This window comes from Paenibacillus sp. JCM 18996, assembly GCF_055392555.1.
Window position 1 is genome coordinate 221,790 of sequence record NZ_AP043884.1, and the last position, 15,958, is coordinate 237,747.

A 15,958-nucleotide genomic window follows, 5' to 3' on the forward strand; every position below is an offset into this window, starting at 1 on the left:
TAATGCCGAAGGCGCAAAGGTGATTTAGGAGACGGGCGACTTGCGATGCGAAACATCATCTTCCAACGGATTGATGTAACTAAATCCATACTGCTAACTGCTCAAGATGTGCTAAGCTACCGGGAGTATTGCATAGGATTGGAATGTAAGAAAGCCGCCGAAATGCCCTACACAGCAAAAAAAGAACTTGACGGCCCAATGGGCCGCCAAAGTTCTTTTGCTGTCATATTACTTGATCACTTCGTCGATCACTCCGCCGCCGAGGCACACTTCGCCGTCGTAGAAGACCACGGACTGCCCAGGCGTCACCGCCTTCTGCGGCTGGTCGAACACGACTTCCGCCGTGCCGCCCGCTCCAAAGGTGACGGTCACGCCCTGGTCCGGCTGGCGGTATCGGAACTTGGCTGCGCAGGCGAACGTCCCTTCCGGCATTTCGCCGGAAATCCAGTTGACGTTCACCGCTTTCAGCCCGTGGGAGAACAATCTCGGGTCCGTGTCCCCCTGGACCACGAGAAGGATATTGTTCTCCAGATCCTTACCCGCCACGAACCAGGGCTCGCCCGTTCCGGAGCCGCCGATGCCGAGACCTTGGCGCTGGCCCAAGGTGTAATACATGAGGCCGTCGTGCCGCCCTTTCAATTCCCCGTCCAAAGTCCGGATCTCGCCGGGCTGCGCCGGCAAATACTGGCTCAGAAACTCCTTGAAGTTTCTTTCGCCGATAAAACAGACGCCGGTGCTGTCCTTTTTCTTGGCGGTGGCCAAACCGGCGGCCGCGGCGATCTCCCGCACCTTCGGCTTGGGCAGCTCGCCGACCGGAAACATCGCTTTCGACAGCTGGCCCTGATTCAGCGCATGAAGGAAATAGGTCTGGTCCTTGTTGGAATCCACACCCCGAAGCAGCTCCACGCGGCCGTTTACATTGCGTACTCTCGCATAGTGGCCTGTCGCGACATACTCCGCCCCGAGCTCCACCGCCTTGTCCATAAACTCGCCGAATTTGATCTCCCGGTTGCACATGACGTCCGGATTGGGAGTACGGCCTTTGCGGTATTCATCCAGGAAATAGGTGAACACTTTATCGTAGTACTGCTTTTCAAAATTGACCGTATAACAAGGGATGCCGATCTGCGCGCATACCCGTCTGACATCTTCGGCGTCTTCTTCCGCGGTGCAGTAGCCGAATTCGTCGGTGTCGTCCCAATTTTTCATAAACACTCCGATGACTTCATAACCCTGTTCCTTTAAAAGGAGGGCCGCGACGGAAGAATCGACACCGCCTGACATGCCCAATACGATACGTGGTTTTTTATCCATGGCTTTGTTGTCCACGCTCCTTTCCCTTGCAATTCAACTATTATAACGCCGTCCAGCGGCAGATAAATTTGTGGGCAAACAAGATTGATATATTCCCATGAGCGGTTGATATATGTTAACATAGAAACGATTATCAGATCAACGGGTGCCTGAAAAGATGCTGTGTACCGTTTTATATTGGAATGTTTTTGTGCAAATGGGAAAAGATGAGATAGTCACGCCTGCCCGTCCATACAGCGGCTGCTTCCATTCAATATATAGATGATATCGAACGAGGTGCACATTTGAAAATTTCTACCAAAGGCCGTTACGGACTGACCATTATGATGGAACTGGCCAGAAAGCACGGAGAAGGCCCGACCAGTTTAAAAAGCATCGCCGAGAAGCATCAGCTTTCCGAGCATTACCTGGAACAGCTGATCGCTCCTCTGCGCAACTCCGGATTAGTGAAAAGCATTCGCGGGGCTTACGGTGGTTACATTCTTTCCAAAGCGCCGGAAGAAATTACTTCCGGGGACGTCATCCGCGTGCTGGAAGGACCGATTTCGCCGGTTGATTTTACGGAGGAGGACGACCCGGCCAAAAGAGACTTATGGATGCGAATCCGCGACAGTATTGCGGATGTATTAAACTCGACGACCTTGGCTAACTTAATTTCGTATAAAGATCATGGCCAACACGACAACTATATGTTTTACATTTAGGTGAACCGATATGACAAACATTTATCTCGACCACGCGGCAACGTCGCCTATGCATCCCGATGTGCTGCAGGCCATGCTGCCCTATTTTACGGAAACCTTCGGCAACGCTTCGTCCCTCCACGGTTTCGGGCGTGCGGCCCGCGCCGCAGTCAACGATGCGCGGGACAGCATAGCCCGTTATCTAGGCTGCCGCAGCGGAGAGTTGATCTTTACCGGCGGGGGAACGGAGAGCGACAATCTGGCTTTGTTCGGCATCGCAGAAGCTTATGGCGGCTCCAGACGACATATTATCACCACCTCCATAGAACATCACGCTGTACTGCACAGCTGCAGGCAGCTTGAGAAGATGGGCTTCGACATTACATATATGCCAGTCGATTCAACCGGCCGCGTCAGCGCAGACGATGTGAAGGCCGCGCTGCGCCGGGATACGTTAATGATTTCGATGATGTACGGCAACAATGAAGTGGGCACGCTCCAGCCGGTGGAAGCCGTGGGCCGCGCAGCGAGAGAAGCGGGCGTGTTTTTTCATGTGGACGCCGTTCAAGCGCTTGGATTGATGCCTCTTGACTTGACAGCGCTGCCCGTTGACCTGATGAGCTTCGCATCGCACAAAATCAACGGCCCCAAAGGGGTAGGAGCGCTTTACCTGAACAGCAAGGTGAAGATCGCGCCGGCGCTGCACGGAGGGACGCAGGAACGCAAACGGCGCGCAGGTACGGAGAATATCGCGGGCATTGTCGGATTCGCCAAAGCGGTCGAGATCGCTGAAGAGACGCGGGCGTCCAAGCGAGCGTTTATGCTTGAGCTGAGGGCGACGCTTTTACGGCTGCTGAAGCGGAAGCTCGGGGAGGATGGAGTAATCCTGAACGGCCATCCTGACGAAACCCTGGGCCATATATTGAACATAAGCTTTCCGGGCTGCAATACGGAAACTTTGCTGATGAACCTGGATCTGGAAGGCATTGCGGCAGCCAGCGGTTCGGCATGCTCCTCGGGTTCCCTGCAGCTTTCCCACGTGCTTGAAGCGATGCATCTTCCTGAAGAAGTTACGAATTCGGCGGTGCGTTTCAGTTTCGGACTGGGCAATACTATGGAGCAAATCGAAACTGCCGCCGGTAAGATTGCAACCATTGTCAATCGGATACGTAATATGAATTAGGGGGAGCTGCATTGAACAAGGCGCACGATCTCATCGGTCTCCCGGTGATCACACTGGACAGCGGAACCCAGATCGGTACGGTGAAGGATTTTATAATCGACTTGGATTGGAAGGTCCAGGGGGCGCTGGTCGATTCCAAGCAATGGTTCAGTCCGGTCCGTTACATCGGTTGGGACGCCGTGGCAGCTTTCGGCAGCGATGCGGTTACGGTCAGTGACGAAGACAGCATACTGGTGCTGGAGGATACCGCTCCTTACCTGTTTTTGCTGACCGGCAACGGCAAGATTAAGGGGATGCCGATTTTCACTGTGGGCGGCGAACAATTAGGCGAGCTGGAAGATGTTTATTTTAGCAAAGATATGGGTAAACAGATAATGGGATTCGAAGTTTCGGAGGGTTTCATTTCGGATTTAAAAGAGGGGCGCAAGAAGCTTCCTTTTCCAGATGGAGTTACGGTGGGCAGCGATGCTATTATAGTACCCGTTCATTGTAAAGAACTTCTTGAAAATTTCGTAACAAATGAAGAATAGGGTGAAGTTGATGGTAAGATGTCCGAATTGCAATTCCAAAGATATCGGCAAGATCGGTTCGCACCAATTTTATTGCTGGGGTTGCTTTATTGAATTGACGATTAACGGTGAAAAAATGTCCGTATTTCAAGTGGAAGAAGATGGAACTCTGAGTTCGCTGGACGACTTGTTCTTTGAAGAGGAAATTCCTCAGATCCACGCGAATTAGTATTTTCGCCTATTTATATAACTGCTGTCACCGGCAGCTGAAGAATTGATAACGCGGTTTTGTTGTCTCGCTGTTTGCGGTTTTTGTCGCATTGCGCAGCGGATGGCACAGCTTGGCTTTTACGCGTGAATTCTTGAGCCCGCCGGTGTATTTTTATGTCCAAAAACCGTGATTCCGGCACCCGCCAAGATGTTGGGTTATTTCCAAAGGGTTGTACATATACTTATTGGAAGAAAAAGAAGTTCAGGCGCATGGATTGTTCGCTGGCGGGGTGCCCGTCTTCAATGCCTGAATCACGGGGTGATCGACGTTGGACCGATTATTCAAGGACCGTTGGCTGATGATTCTTCTTTATATACTGCTCTCTTTGCTCATTGTCTTCATGTTTCTCAAAATCTGGCCTCTTTTTTCCGGGCTGTGGGCGTTTCTTAAAGCGGTGCTTATGCCTTTCATTATCGCGATCATCATCTCTTATGTATTAAATCCGGTAGTCAATCTGCTCAATCAGAGAAAAGTGCCGAGGACCGTCGCCGTTCTGCTGATCTACGCGGTGTTCATTACATCGATGACGATTATTTTGATCAATATGATCCCGATGTTCATCAATCAGCTGAAGGAACTGAACGAGCATCTGCCGGAAATAGCGACCAGGGCTCAAACGATGATAGACGGCTTCAAATACAACTCCTTTCTCCCTCAGGGGATGAGGACGGCTGTGCAGAATTCGATCGGCAAGTTCGAAAATGCCGCGTCGGGTTATATTTCTGGTTTCGTTGACGGTATCGGCAGTACGATCACTATGATGTTTAACGCTTTTATCGTGCCGTTCCTCGCTTTCTACATGCTGAAAGATTTTCAGATCATCGAAAAAACGGTGCTGACGTTCGTGCCCAAAGGCCACAGGAAACACACGATCCGCATTCTGCTGGATATCGATAAAGCGCTTGGCAACTATATCCGCGGACAATTTCTGGTGTGCCTTATTATCGGCCTGATCGCTTATATCGGGTATTGGCTGATCGGCATTCCTTACCCGCTGCTGCTTGCAAGCGTTGTGGCGGTGACGAATATTATTCCGTATATCGGCCCGTTCATAGGCGCGGCTCCGGCCTTGGTCGTGGCTTCCACCGTTTCGGTCAAAATGGTTCTGTACGTGCTTCTCGTTAATACGGCGTGCCAGATCCTGGAGGGAAACGTCATTTCTCCGCAGGTGGTGGGCCGTTCGCTCAATCTTCATCCGCTGATGATTATTTTCGCCCTGCTGGCCGGCGGGCAGATAGCCGGGGTACCCGGCTTGATTCTGGCGGTTCCTTTTGTAGCGGTGGTGAAGGTGATCCTGCAGCATATTTTCGCCTATTACATTAACCGTAAGACAGTGTGAATAACGGACCGTCGGAAGGCCGAAATCCGTATGGATGCACATCGCCTATCCGTGTATGAGGGATTCGAGCTGCTCGCCTCCTTCCAGCCCGTAAATCCTTTATCCGATTGACTTCTTCACTGCGGGGCATTATAATTTCGTTAACTGTATGCAATTGTAAAACGTTGAAGAAAAAGAGTAAGCCAGGTCCCGGTTACAGAGAGAAGGCTTCGACAGATCCGCTTCAGGATCTTCGGCTGCAAGAGCTTTCATTCGCGAGGCCCTGCTGAAAGCTGCTTTCGGAGTGCGGGCAAACCCCGCCGGTTGAGCCCGTTACCGTTCATTATTGAGGAGATTGCGATCCTTATATGCTCTTAGAGGCCCCTTCATTTGGGAAGCTGCGAGCGGAAGGCGCAATAACCAGGGTGGTACCGCGAATGATTCGTCCCTGCAATTTGAGGGGCGTTTTTTGTTTTTCTTAATCTATCCATGGAGGTCAGTGAGATGATGAAAGCCAGTGAAATCCGTTCCAAATGGCTGCGTTTTTTTGAAAGCAAAGGCCACAATATCGAGCCCAGTGCGTCCTTGGTGCCGCACAACGATCCGTCGCTGCTATGGATCAATGCCGGAATGGCCCCTTTGAAGCCTTATTTTGACGGTAGGGTCATCCCTGAAAATCCGCGCATTGCGAATGCGCAGAAGTGCATCCGCACGAACGATATCGAGAATGTAGGCAAAACCCGCCGCCATCAAACATTCTTTGAAATGATGGGTAATTTTTCAATAGGAGACTATTTCAAGGAAGATGCCATCACCTGGGCATGGGAGTTTTTGACGGATCCCAAGTGGCTTGGTTTCGAGCCGGAGAAGCTCTCGGTGACGGTGTACCCGGAGGACGAGGAAGCTTTTGAACTGTGGAACAAAAAAATCGGTCTTCCGGAAGAACGCATCTATAAGCTGGAGGAAAACTTCTGGGATATCGGTGAAGGGCCCTGCGGCCCTTGTACGGAAATTTTCTACGACCGCGGAGACGGCTACGGCGACCTGAGCGATCCCGAATGCTGGCCTGGCGGCGAGAACGAACGCTTCCTGGAAGTGTGGAACGTCGTATTTTCACAATTTAACCATAACAAAGACGGCAGCTACACACCGCTTCCCAAGAAGAATATCGATACCGGTGCAGGCCTCGAGCGCATCACTTCAATTCTGCAGAACGTCGATTCGAATTTTGACACCGATTTATTCCAGCCGATTATCCGCAAGACGAGCGAAATCGCCGGCGTTGCCTACCACACCAGCGAAGATTACGATGTTGCCCTTAAGGTGATTGCGGACCACGTACGGACGGTGACGTTTGCCGTGGGAGACGGCGTGCTGCCTTCCAATGAAGGCAGAGGATACGTCATACGGCGTTTGCTGCGCAGGGCGGTGCGTTACGGCAAGGTGCTGGGCATGGATAAACCGTTCTTGTACCGCCTCGTTCCCGTTGTGGGAGAGATTATGGGCAGCTTCTATACGGAAGTAGCCCAGAAGAGTGATTTCATCGAGAAGGTGATCCGCACGGAGGAAGAGCGTTTCCACGAAACTTTGAGCGACGGTCTTAACATTCTTGCGGACATCGTAGGGCGCTGCAAGGCGGAGGGAATGACGGAAATCAGCGGTCCTGACGCTTTCAAGCTCTATGACACTTACGGCTTCCCGTTCGATTTGACCGAGGACTTTGCCGGGGAGAAAGGACTGACCGTCGACCGAGCCGGATTCGACCAGGCGATGCAGGAGCAGAAGGACCGCGCCAGAGCGGCCCGCCAGGACTCGGGCTCAATGAAAGTGCAGGGCGGCCCGCTCTCGGATTTAACGGTTAAATCGGAATTTGTTGGGTATAATGACTTGGTAACAACTGCTAAAATTCTCGCGATCGTGCATGAGAACGAATTGGTCGACCTGGCCGGAAGCGGAGAAACGTGCCAGATCATTCTGGACCGCACCCCTTTCTACGCGGAAAGCGGCGGCCAAGTGAGCGATCATGGCACTTTGGCTAACGGCGGCGTCCATGCGGTGGTGGAAGATGTGGATAAAGCTCCACACGGGCAGCATGTGCATACGGTCAAGGTGGAATCCGGAGTGCTGCGTAAGGGCGATACCGTGACCGCATCCGTTAACGATGCTTTGCGCGGGGATATTGTCAAAAATCACACAGCCACCCATCTTCTGCACAAAGCGCTGAAAGAAGTGCTCGGCGAGCATGTCAATCAGGCTGGCTCTCTCGTGACGGCGGAACGGCTTCGTTTTGACTTCTCCCATTTCGGCGGCATCTCGGCGGAGGAGCTCCAGGAGATCGAGAAGCGCGTGAACGAACAGATTTGGAAGAACACCGTTCTCGATATTTCATTCAAATCCCTGGATGAAGCGAAAGCGATGGGCGCGATGGCTCTGTTCGGGGAAAAATACGGCGAGACGGTCCGCGTAGTGCGTGTGGGAGATTACAGTCTGGAGCTTTGCGGCGGCTGCCACGTGGAGAGCACAGGACAGATCGGCTCCTTCAAAATCGTCAGCGAATCCGGCATCGGCTCCGGTATCCGCCGGATCGAGGCGGTCACCGGACGCGGAGCCTACCTGCACCTGGAGGGGCAGCTGCAGTTGCTAAGAGACGCCGCGTCGCTGCTTAAGTCGGGTATCGGCGACGTGCCCAAGCGGATTGACGGCTTGATGGGGCAGATAAAAGAGCTTTCCCGCGAGAACGAGTCGCTGAAAGGAAAGTTAAGCAGCATCGAAGCCGGATCGCTGGCGGATTCAGTGCAAACCATCGCCGGAGTGCCTGTACTGACGGCTCAGGTCAGCGCCCCGGACATGGATTCTTTAAGAAATATCGTAGATGAGATGAAATCCAAGCTTGGCTCCGCTATAATAGTATTAGGGGCTTCAATGGAAGAAAAAGTTAATCTTGTCGCAGCTGTAACCCCGGATCTTGTCGCCAAAGGTTTTCACGCCGGCAAATTGATCAAGGAAGTGGCATCCCGGTGTGGAGGCAGCGGCGGCGGCCGTCCAGATATGGCACAAGCGGGCGGTAAAGAACCTGCGAAGCTGCAGGAGGCTTTATCGGTCGTGCAGGGTTTGGTTGCGCAAGCGGCTTCTTCCTAGAGGGTATGGGTAATCACTCCCGGCCTTGCAGAAAATTGGAGACAGATCTTCGTCCGTTTATTCGACAGGCGGTAGACGGTCAACCGAACGGGGGTGGATTTCAATGAGTTCCATGGATAGGACGATGAAATTTAATGTCAAAGCGGAGGAAGTTGAAGTATCTCCCAAAGAGGTGCTGCTCACCGTGTATGACGCTCTTCAGGAAAAAGGGTATAATCCCATCAATCAAATTGTAGGATATTTGCTGTCAGGTGATCCCGCCTATATCCCCCGCCACAACAACGCCAGAAGTTTGATCCGCAAACGCGAGCGGGACGAACTGATCGAAGAACTGGTGCGCAGTTATTTAAGTGACAACAAGTAACGGGGAATTCTGATGAGATGTATGGGTTTGGATTACGGAGACAAGACCATCGGGGTGGCTGTCAGCGATGAATTCCGCTGGACCGCCCAGGGGCTGGAGACGATTCGGCGAAAGTCGCCGGATCAGGATTTGGACAGATTGCGGGAGATCATCAAGCAATATGAGGTTACGGAAATTGTAGTCGGCCTGCCGAAGAACATGAATGGAACCATCGGTCCGCGTGGGGAAATTTGCAAGGAATACGCGGACCTGTTAAAGGAAACACTGCATTTACCGGTTCATTTATGGGATGAGAGGCTCACCACGGTTGCCGCCCAGCGTACGTTGATCGAAGCCGATGTCAGCCGCAAGAAGCGCAAGCAAGTCATCGACAAGATGGCCGCCGCCATTATCCTTCAAGGATTTTTAGATTCCAATCAGAAGAGGTGAAAGGGACAATGACCAAACAAAACGAATCGCAGAATGAAATCCAAGAATTCGAAGAGCCAGAGCTGATTTACATTCCCGATGAGGAAGGCAACGAGGAAGAATTCGAAGTCATCATGAAGTTCGAGGTGGATGGTAGCGACAAGAAATACATGATGGTTGTCCCTGTGGATGAGGATGAAGAATCCGATGAAGTATATGCGTTTCGCTACGAGGAAGACGAAGGCGGAGAAGATTTGAAGCTCTATACGATCGACGACGAAGAAGAGTGGCAGATCGTGGAAGAAACCTTCAATACGCTGATGGCGGAAGCGGATGAAGAAGAGGCCTGAGGAGCGATGATGAGCGAACTGTTAAAAAACGTGAAAGAGACCGATCTATTGCGTAAAGAGTTCGGAGATGATATCATTCTTTATGATGAACAGGATGAGTCCGTCGTTTACAGGATTCTGAAGGAGTTCATCTTGGAAGGGCAGGGCTACGCGGTTCTGCAATCCGAGCAATTAAAGAAAGACGACGAAGTCGCTCTCTTCCGCATGCATCAAATCGATGGCGAGATCGGGCTGGAAACAATCGAGGACGATGACGAATGGGAGACCGTTTCCGAGATTTACGACGAGATGACTTTTCCCGAGAAATAAGTGAAGCTTACAACCATGGGGCGGACTGCGGTTCGCCCTTTTTGTTACAGTCTGCAATAAGCTTCGACGCTCCACGTTTCTTTGTGGGGTTTTTGCCTTTTTGCCGGACAGCATCCGGGTTCAGACTCAGCAAGCAAGGAGGATACCGTGGCAACTATGCAAAAGGGACCTTACCGCGGCGGGAGAGCCTATCTCCGTGCCGTTCTTGTAATCTTCACCGTACTGGCTGCCTGTGCAGGGGGATTGGCGGCATATGGCTATTCCCAGTTCCGCCCGCCTGCTTCATCCGGCAAGGAAGTGCAATTCACGGTCGAACCGGGGTCGGATCCCGCACGAATTGCCAAAACATTGGAGCAAAATGGGCTGATCCGCAGCGCCCGGATTTTTACTTGCTATTTGAGATGGAAGCAGGAGGGCGGCAGGTTTCAGGCTGGGGAATATGCGATGAAGCCCGGCGTTACCCCTCAGGAGATTATCAGGAAATTAAATCAGGGAGAGACCGCCAAAGGCAGCCGATTTACCGTGCCGGAAGGCTATAACGCGGTTCAAATATCCGAGAAGCTCAAGGAATCCGGATTGGGGAATCCGGCCGTTTTTTTGGATAAAGCGCAGAGCGGCCGCGACTTTCAAGCGGCGGCTTACAAGCAAATACCGGAGCTGCCGGCTCTGAAACACCGGTTGGAGGGCTATCTTTTTCCGTCTACGTATGAATTCAGAAAAGGTGCCTCGGAAAGCGACATGATCGAGCGGATGCTGCAGGAAACGGACAAAAAGCTGGCTGCGCTGCCCGCAGGCTGGGAAGACCAGATGAAGTCCAAAAACTTGACTCTCCACCAAATCCTTACTTTGGCCTCATTGATTGAAAAAGAAGTCGTCCGCGACGAGGAAAGGCCCTTGGTGGCAAGCGTCATTTACAATCGTATCAATAAAAATATGAAGCTGCAGATCGACGCGACGGTTCAATATATGCTCGACAAGCCAAAGGAACGGTTGATGGAGAAAGATTTGCTGCTGGAAGGCCCGTACAATACCTACCTGAATATTGGACTTCCGCCAGGCCCCATTGCGAGCCCAGGCATTGAATCCATCAAGGCGGCCCTGTATCCGGCAGGCACAAATTATTTGTATTATGTAACGAAAAAGGACGGCTCGGCCGGACACTTTTTTGCGGAAACGTATGAGCAGCATTTAAAGAACATTGAAGAAAGCAAGAAAACGGCCCAAGCCAGGAAGCCGCCGGATGCGGGAAGCGGCCATATGTCCGGCGGTGCGGCAAGCGCTGTGCAATAATAAGCTCCGCAATGATCAACTAAAACAGAGGGTGAAGGAATGTTTACGGTACCGGAGCTTTTAATCCCGGCGGGAACGCCGGAGGAAGCGTCAAGATATATCGATGCGGGAGCGACTGCCATCCTGGTTGGCGAACAGAAATTCGGCATGCGTCTGCCCGGTGAAATCAAGCTGGAACAGATGAAGCAGGTCGTTGATAATGCCCACAGCAAGGGCGCCAAGGTTTACGTCCAGGTAAACAACATTATGGAGAATGAGGTGCTGGGCGAGCTGCCGGCCTATTTGGAGGCTATTAACGCTTCAGGCGCGGACGCAGCGGTCTTCGGGGATCCCTCAGTGCTGATCGTCTGCAGGCAGCATGCTCCTTCGTTGAAGCTCCACTGGAATACGGAGATGACCTCGACGAACTATGCTACAGCCAATTACTGGGCAAAAAAAGGGGCAAGCCGCGTCGTGTTGGCCAGAGAGCTCAATATGGAACAGGTCATTGAAGTGAAGGGCCAGGTCAAGATAGAAGTGCAGGTGCAGGTGCACGGCATGACAAATATATATCATTCCAAACGGTCGTTGGTGGCAAACTATATGAAGCACCAGGGGAAGGATACCGATAAGGAAGAAACGGGGATTCAGCGGGGAATGTACCTGGTGGAGACGGAAAGACAGGATGAGCAGTACCCGGTCTACGAGGATGCCAATGGCACTCATATTATGAGCTCCGAAGATATTTGCATGTTGGATACTCTGGACGAGTTCATCCAGGCAGGGATAGATTCTTTAAAGATCGAAAGCCTGCTCAAGCCGGCTGCATATAACGAAACGGTGGTCCGAAGCTACCGCAAAGCGATTGACGCTGCCGCTGAAGGCCGGCCTTTTCAAGAAGAATGGCTGGAAGACATCCGCAAGCTGCAGAATCCTGACCGCGAGTTAACCTACGGATTTTTCTATAAAGAACAAGTGTATTAAGGAGGGGAATCATTTATGGCAACGCAAGTGATGCCAAGAGGACTCGGCAAAAGGGTCCGGTTGGAAAAGCCCGAGCTGCTTGCTCCCGCGGGAAGCCTGGAAAAATTGAAATTCGCCGTGCATTACGGCGCGGATGCAGTCTATATCGGCGGTCAAAAGTACGGTCTGCGTTCTAATGCGGATAACTTTTCCTTTGAGGAAATGCGCGAAGGTGTCGAATTCGCCAAACGTTACGGAGCCAAGGTGTTCGTAGCGGCTAACATTTACGCCCACAATGAGGATATCGAGGGGATTGAGGAATATCTGCGCGGCTTGGAGGATGCCGGCATCGCCGCGATCATCGTAGCCGACCCGGCGATTATCGAAATCTGCAAACGCGCCGCACCGAAGCTGGAGGTGCATCTGAGCACCCAGCAGTCCGTCATGAACTGGCAGGCCGTACAGTTCTGGAAGGAAGAAGGCGTTGACCGTGTCGTTCTGGCGCGTGAAGTCAGCATGAAGGATATTCTCGAAATCAAGAGCCATGTCGATATCGAGATCGAAACCTTCATCCACGGGGCGATGTGCAGCTCCTATTCTGGACGGTGCGTGCTTTCGAACCATTTTACGGACCGGGACTCGAACCGCGGCGGCTGCTGCCAGTCATGCCGCTGGAAGTACGATCTGTTCGAGGACGGCAAAGTGGATGTGGATGCCATCGTTTCCGCAGAGGAAGCCGCTGAAGACCGCGTGCTGAAAGATTTCCGCATCGGCATGAAGGAAGTTCCTCTGTTCCAGGAGGAGGACGACCAGTTCTCTATGGGCTCCAAAGATATGTGCATGATCCAGCATATTCCCGAGCTGGTTCAATCCGGGGTGGATTCCTTCAAGATCGAGGGGCGGATGAAGAGCATTCACTATGTCGCTACGGTAGTGAACGTCTATCGGCAGGCGATTGACTCGTATTTTGCCGATCCTGAGAATTACGAACTAAAGCAGGAATGGGTCGATGAGATCAACAAGGCGGCCAATCGTCCTACGAATCCCGGTTTCTATTGGGATGTTCCAGATCAGGAGGACCAGATCTTCAGTCCTGATGAGGAAGGTCCCGGGTACGATTTTGCGGGCTTGGTGCTTGATTATGACGCAGCGGCCGGCATGGCCCTGATCCAGCAGAGGAACCATTATAAACCGGGCCAGGAAGTTGAATTTTTCGGTCCGGGAGGAACCTTTTTCAAGCAAAAGGTAGGAAAAATTTATGATGAAGAAGGCACTGAACTCGATGCGGCCCGCCATCCTATGCAGAAAATCCGCATGCAAACGGCCGGGCCTGTCCAAGCGATGGATATGATGCGCAAAAAGAGCGGCAGGTCGAAATAAACCGGCTTTGACGAAGAAGAAACACTACGATGATTGTAGCTGTTTCTTTTTTTTTTTGTTTTTGCTCTAACAATTAACATGGCTAAAACCGAAAACATTGTAGTATAGGTATTTTTTACTAGGTTAAAGAGGTTTGCTACATTCTATCAGGTCAGGTGGGTGGTCCCTTATGAAAAACATCCTTGCTTCAGTCACAGAGAAAATGAAAGCAGCGAAGATCAGGTCGGCCCGAGGAGGCCAAACAGTGCAAACGGAGGGGGAGGGAAATAAAGAAAACGAGGCTTTCGACGTGAAAAGAAGGCGCTTCCAGAACCCGATGAAATCGGTAGGCATGAAATTGTTTTTTATTTTTTTCGTGAGCATCCTTGTCTTTGTGTTTGCCGCAGGCCTTATTTCTTATGAAATCTCAAGAACCGTGGTGGAAAACAAAGTTTCGGAAGCGTCTATCGGAACAATTACCCAAGCCGGAGAAAAAATCGATTACATTTACGGCGTATATGAAGATATTTCGATGCAGATCATGCTGGACGCCGAACTTCAGCAGCAGCTGCAGCAGCTTCAGACCGGGGACAAGAGCTTGTATGAAACGGTGCAAATGCGCCAAAAAATTTCAGACAGGCTGAACTCGTTTATGTTTACAAGCAAAGGGATTAAAGCGATCCATCTGCTCAGTCCGAACGGTCAGGAGATTTATTCCGGCAGTGGAAACGAATTTTCCCAAAACAAAGATGAGTGGTTTAAGAAAATTGTTGACAGCGGCGGCAAGGCAACATGGCTGGAGAGCAGAGAGAAAGGGTATTCGAACAGCATGCCCGCCTTTGCCGTAGGACGATTGATCAAAAATTTGAACACAAATGCGGTCAGCGCGGTTATGTTAATAGAACTCAACCTGGATGTGATCGGCAAAGACGCGGATAAAATCGGCCTTGGAGCGGGAAGCGAGGCGAGCATTGTCACTGCGGACAGCAAGGTAATCTACAGCACGGATCACAGCGTGCCCGGCTCCGCCTCTAAAAATCCGATGCCTGACGCTTACAAAAACGATAGCCTGACGAGCGGCTCACTGCTGTCCGCTGATAAAAAATCCAAACTTGTATTCTACAAATCCGCCTATACCGGATGGTATTTGCTCGGTGCGATTCCGGTAGAGTTTCTGGTGAAAGACACCAGGAAAATATTGAACTGGACGTTGGGAATCGCCGCCGTTGCCGCTGTAATCGCGGCACTGATCGGATATGCGATCGCCCGTTCCATCGGAGGACCGCTGAAATTGATGGAGCGGCTGATGCAAAGAGGAGCGGAAGGGGACCTGCAGGTAAGGACAAATTTTAAAAGCCGGGATGAGATCGGGATGCTCGGCGCCGGCTTTAACGAGATGATGGAGAGAATCACGAGCCTCGTCAAGCAAACGAACCAATCCGCGGCAGATGTGCTGCACACAGCGGGCGAACTTACGGAGGCGTCCAAGAAAACAGCGCTTTCCGCGAGGGAGATCGCGGTTGCCACGGAAGAGATTGCGTCGGGTGCCTCAAGCCTGGCGGTGGAATCAGAGAAAGGGAACGAACTGACCGGCCATATAGGGCAAAAAACCCAAGGTGTCGTCAGCGCTAACGATCAAATGAGGGCCGCAGCTGCGCAAGTGCAGGAATCGAGCCAGCAGGGTGCCGATTATATGGCGGAATTGACGAGTAAAACTAACGCAACGGAACAAATGATCCGATCGATGGCGGAAAAAGTCAATCACCTGAAAGAAAGCACCCGGTCAATCCGCCAAATTCTTGAGCTGTTGAATGATGTAGTGAAGCAGACCAATATTTTATCGCTTAACGCTACGATTGAAGCTGCCCGGGCGGGTGCCGCAGGGAAAGGATTTATGGTGGTTGCTGATGAAATCCGCAAGCTGGCCGATCAATCCCGGCAGTCCATAGCCGTTGTAGCAGAGATCACGGAAACGATTCAAGGCGAGATTGATGAAACGGTAAAGGTGCTCTCCGCTGCGTATCCGATCTTTCAGGAGCAGATTGTTTCAGTGAAAGAGACGGATGCGATCTTCGCCCAGGTGAAGCGGCAGATGAACGGTTTCTCGGAGCAGCTTGTCGACGTGACGGAATCCATCAACGAGCTCGGTCGCGCACAGGTTGTCTTGTCTGAAGCGATGACCAATGTCAGCGCTGTAGCGCAGCAGTCCTCCGCGACCTCTGAAGAAGTGGCCTCCTTAAGCTCGGAGCAGCTGAGCGTCTCCCAGAACCTGGTGGACTTGTCGCATAAGCTGGAGAGCCTGTCCAACGGCCTTTCCGATTCATTGATGAGATTTAAACTCTAGTGTGCAGCGCATGCGACGATAGCGGAGTCTCGGGCATCCAATGAAAGGCTAGTACAGATTTCATGCTCCCCGCCTGACATTCAGTCTATTCCGGGAAATGTCCGGGAAACGGGAAGACATTTTGGAGCAGATCTAAAAAAGGGTATGGGGTGGAAAGTTCACGTTCCTCCTTTGGT

At 51.8% G+C, this 15,958-nt stretch carries 15 protein-coding genes; 14 read left to right on the forward strand and 1 reads right to left on the reverse strand.

Annotation, left to right across the window (positions count from 1 at the left end; genetic code table 11):
* Positions 1 to 228: 228 nt before the first annotated feature.
* Positions 229 to 1,314 carry a tRNA 2-thiouridine(34) synthase MnmA gene (gene mnmA / locus ACZ5N7_RS01090; protein WP_464656615.1) on the reverse strand — a complete coding sequence of 362 codons (1,086 nt, stop codon included), beginning with the start codon at positions 1,312 to 1,314 and terminating at the stop codon, positions 229 to 231.
* 284 nt (positions 1,315 to 1,598) lie between these two features.
* Between mnmA and cymR the strand changes: the two genes are divergently transcribed.
* From cymR to ACZ5N7_RS01160, 14 genes are all read left to right on the forward strand, one after another.
* Complete coding sequence (gene cymR, locus ACZ5N7_RS01095; protein ID WP_464656616.1) at positions 1,599 to 2,018, forward strand: cysteine metabolism transcriptional regulator CymR; 420 nt, start codon at positions 1,599 to 1,601, stop codon at positions 2,016 to 2,018.
* Positions 2,019 to 2,028: 10 nt separating this feature from the next.
* Complete coding sequence (locus ACZ5N7_RS01100; protein ID WP_464656617.1) at positions 2,029 to 3,180, forward strand: cysteine desulfurase family protein; 1,152 nt, start codon at positions 2,029 to 2,031, stop codon at positions 3,178 to 3,180.
* Positions 3,181 to 3,191: 11 nt separating this feature from the next.
* Complete coding sequence (locus ACZ5N7_RS01105; protein WP_464656619.1) at positions 3,192 to 3,710, forward strand: PRC-barrel domain-containing protein; 519 nt, start codon at positions 3,192 to 3,194, stop codon at positions 3,708 to 3,710.
* Between the two features lie 10 nt (positions 3,711 to 3,720).
* Positions 3,721 to 3,918: a hypothetical protein gene (locus tag ACZ5N7_RS01110; protein WP_464656621.1), complete on the forward strand. Its 198-nt coding sequence runs from the start codon at positions 3,721 to 3,723 to the stop codon at positions 3,916 to 3,918.
* A 310-nt stretch (positions 3,919 to 4,228) separates the two neighbouring features.
* Positions 4,229 to 5,299: an AI-2E family transporter gene (locus tag ACZ5N7_RS01115; protein WP_464656623.1), complete on the forward strand. Its 1,071-nt coding sequence runs from the start codon at positions 4,229 to 4,231 to the stop codon at positions 5,297 to 5,299.
* Positions 5,300 to 5,785: 486 nt separating this feature from the next.
* Positions 5,786 to 8,416 carry an alanine--tRNA ligase gene (gene alaS / locus ACZ5N7_RS01120; protein WP_464659094.1) on the forward strand — a complete coding sequence of 877 codons (2,631 nt, stop codon included), beginning with the start codon at positions 5,786 to 5,788 and terminating at the stop codon, positions 8,414 to 8,416.
* Positions 8,417 to 8,519: 103 nt separating this feature from the next.
* The gene (locus ACZ5N7_RS01125) at positions 8,520 to 8,780 is read left to right on the forward strand and encodes an IreB family regulatory phosphoprotein (RefSeq protein WP_464656625.1); all 261 of its coding nucleotides are present in this window, start codon (positions 8,520 to 8,522) and stop codon (positions 8,778 to 8,780) included.
* A 12-nt stretch (positions 8,781 to 8,792) separates the two neighbouring features.
* Positions 8,793 to 9,209, forward strand: coding sequence for a Holliday junction resolvase RuvX (ruvX, locus tag ACZ5N7_RS01130; RefSeq protein ID WP_464656627.1), 417 nt, complete (start codon positions 8,793 to 8,795; stop codon positions 9,207 to 9,209).
* 8 nt (positions 9,210 to 9,217) lie between these two features.
* Positions 9,218 to 9,538 (forward strand): DUF1292 domain-containing protein, encoded by a 321-nt coding sequence (locus ACZ5N7_RS01135; RefSeq protein ID WP_464656629.1) that lies wholly within the window; start codon positions 9,218 to 9,220, stop codon positions 9,536 to 9,538.
* Between the two features lie 6 nt (positions 9,539 to 9,544).
* Positions 9,545 to 9,847 (forward strand): DUF1292 domain-containing protein, encoded by a 303-nt coding sequence (locus tag ACZ5N7_RS01140; RefSeq protein WP_464656631.1) that lies wholly within the window; start codon positions 9,545 to 9,547, stop codon positions 9,845 to 9,847.
* A 156-nt stretch (positions 9,848 to 10,003) separates the two neighbouring features.
* Entirely contained in the window at positions 10,004 to 11,137 is a 1,134-nt protein-coding gene (mltG, locus tag ACZ5N7_RS01145; protein ID WP_464659096.1) for an endolytic transglycosylase MltG, read from the forward strand.
* 39 nt (positions 11,138 to 11,176) lie between these two features.
* Positions 11,177 to 12,100 carry a peptidase U32 family protein gene (locus ACZ5N7_RS01150; protein ID WP_464656633.1) on the forward strand — a complete coding sequence of 308 codons (924 nt, stop codon included), beginning with the start codon at positions 11,177 to 11,179 and terminating at the stop codon, positions 12,098 to 12,100.
* A 15-nt stretch (positions 12,101 to 12,115) separates the two neighbouring features.
* Positions 12,116 to 13,459, forward strand: a complete 1,344-nt coding sequence (locus ACZ5N7_RS01155; protein WP_464656634.1) for a peptidase U32 family protein — start codon at positions 12,116 to 12,118, stop codon at positions 13,457 to 13,459.
* A 169-nt stretch (positions 13,460 to 13,628) separates the two neighbouring features.
* Positions 13,629 to 15,782 (forward strand): methyl-accepting chemotaxis protein, encoded by a 2,154-nt coding sequence (locus ACZ5N7_RS01160; protein ID WP_464656635.1) that lies wholly within the window; start codon positions 13,629 to 13,631, stop codon positions 15,780 to 15,782.
* Positions 15,783 to 15,958 lie beyond the last annotated feature (176 nt).

Bases quoted from the DNA above. Each gene is read 5' to 3' on its own strand.
- mnmA (WP_464656615.1), bottom strand. From the start codon at position 1,314: ATGGATAAAAAACCACGTATCGTATTGGGCATGTCAGGCGGTGTCGAT.
- ACZ5N7_RS01100 (WP_464656617.1), top strand. From the start codon at position 2,029: ATGACAAACATTTATCTCGACCACGCGGCAACGTCGCCTATGCATCCC.
- ACZ5N7_RS01110 (WP_464656621.1), top strand. From the start codon at position 3,721: ATGGTAAGATGTCCGAATTGCAATTCCAAAGATATCGGCAAGATCGGT.
- alaS (WP_464659094.1), top strand. From the start codon at position 5,786: ATGAAAGCCAGTGAAATCCGTTCCAAATGGCTGCGTTTTTTTGAAAGC.
- ACZ5N7_RS01125 (WP_464656625.1), top strand. From the start codon at position 8,520: ATGAGTTCCATGGATAGGACGATGAAATTTAATGTCAAAGCGGAGGAA.
- ruvX (WP_464656627.1), top strand. From the start codon at position 8,793: ATGAGATGTATGGGTTTGGATTACGGAGACAAGACCATCGGGGTGGCT.
- ACZ5N7_RS01135 (WP_464656629.1), top strand. From the start codon at position 9,218: ATGACCAAACAAAACGAATCGCAGAATGAAATCCAAGAATTCGAAGAG.
- ACZ5N7_RS01140 (WP_464656631.1), top strand. From the start codon at position 9,545: ATGATGAGCGAACTGTTAAAAAACGTGAAAGAGACCGATCTATTGCGT.
- mltG (WP_464659096.1), top strand. From the start codon at position 10,004: ATGCAAAAGGGACCTTACCGCGGCGGGAGAGCCTATCTCCGTGCCGTT.
- ACZ5N7_RS01150 (WP_464656633.1), top strand. From the start codon at position 11,177: ATGTTTACGGTACCGGAGCTTTTAATCCCGGCGGGAACGCCGGAGGAA.
- ACZ5N7_RS01155 (WP_464656634.1), top strand. From the start codon at position 12,116: ATGGCAACGCAAGTGATGCCAAGAGGACTCGGCAAAAGGGTCCGGTTG.
- ACZ5N7_RS01160 (WP_464656635.1), top strand. From the start codon at position 13,629: ATGAAAAACATCCTTGCTTCAGTCACAGAGAAAATGAAAGCAGCGAAG.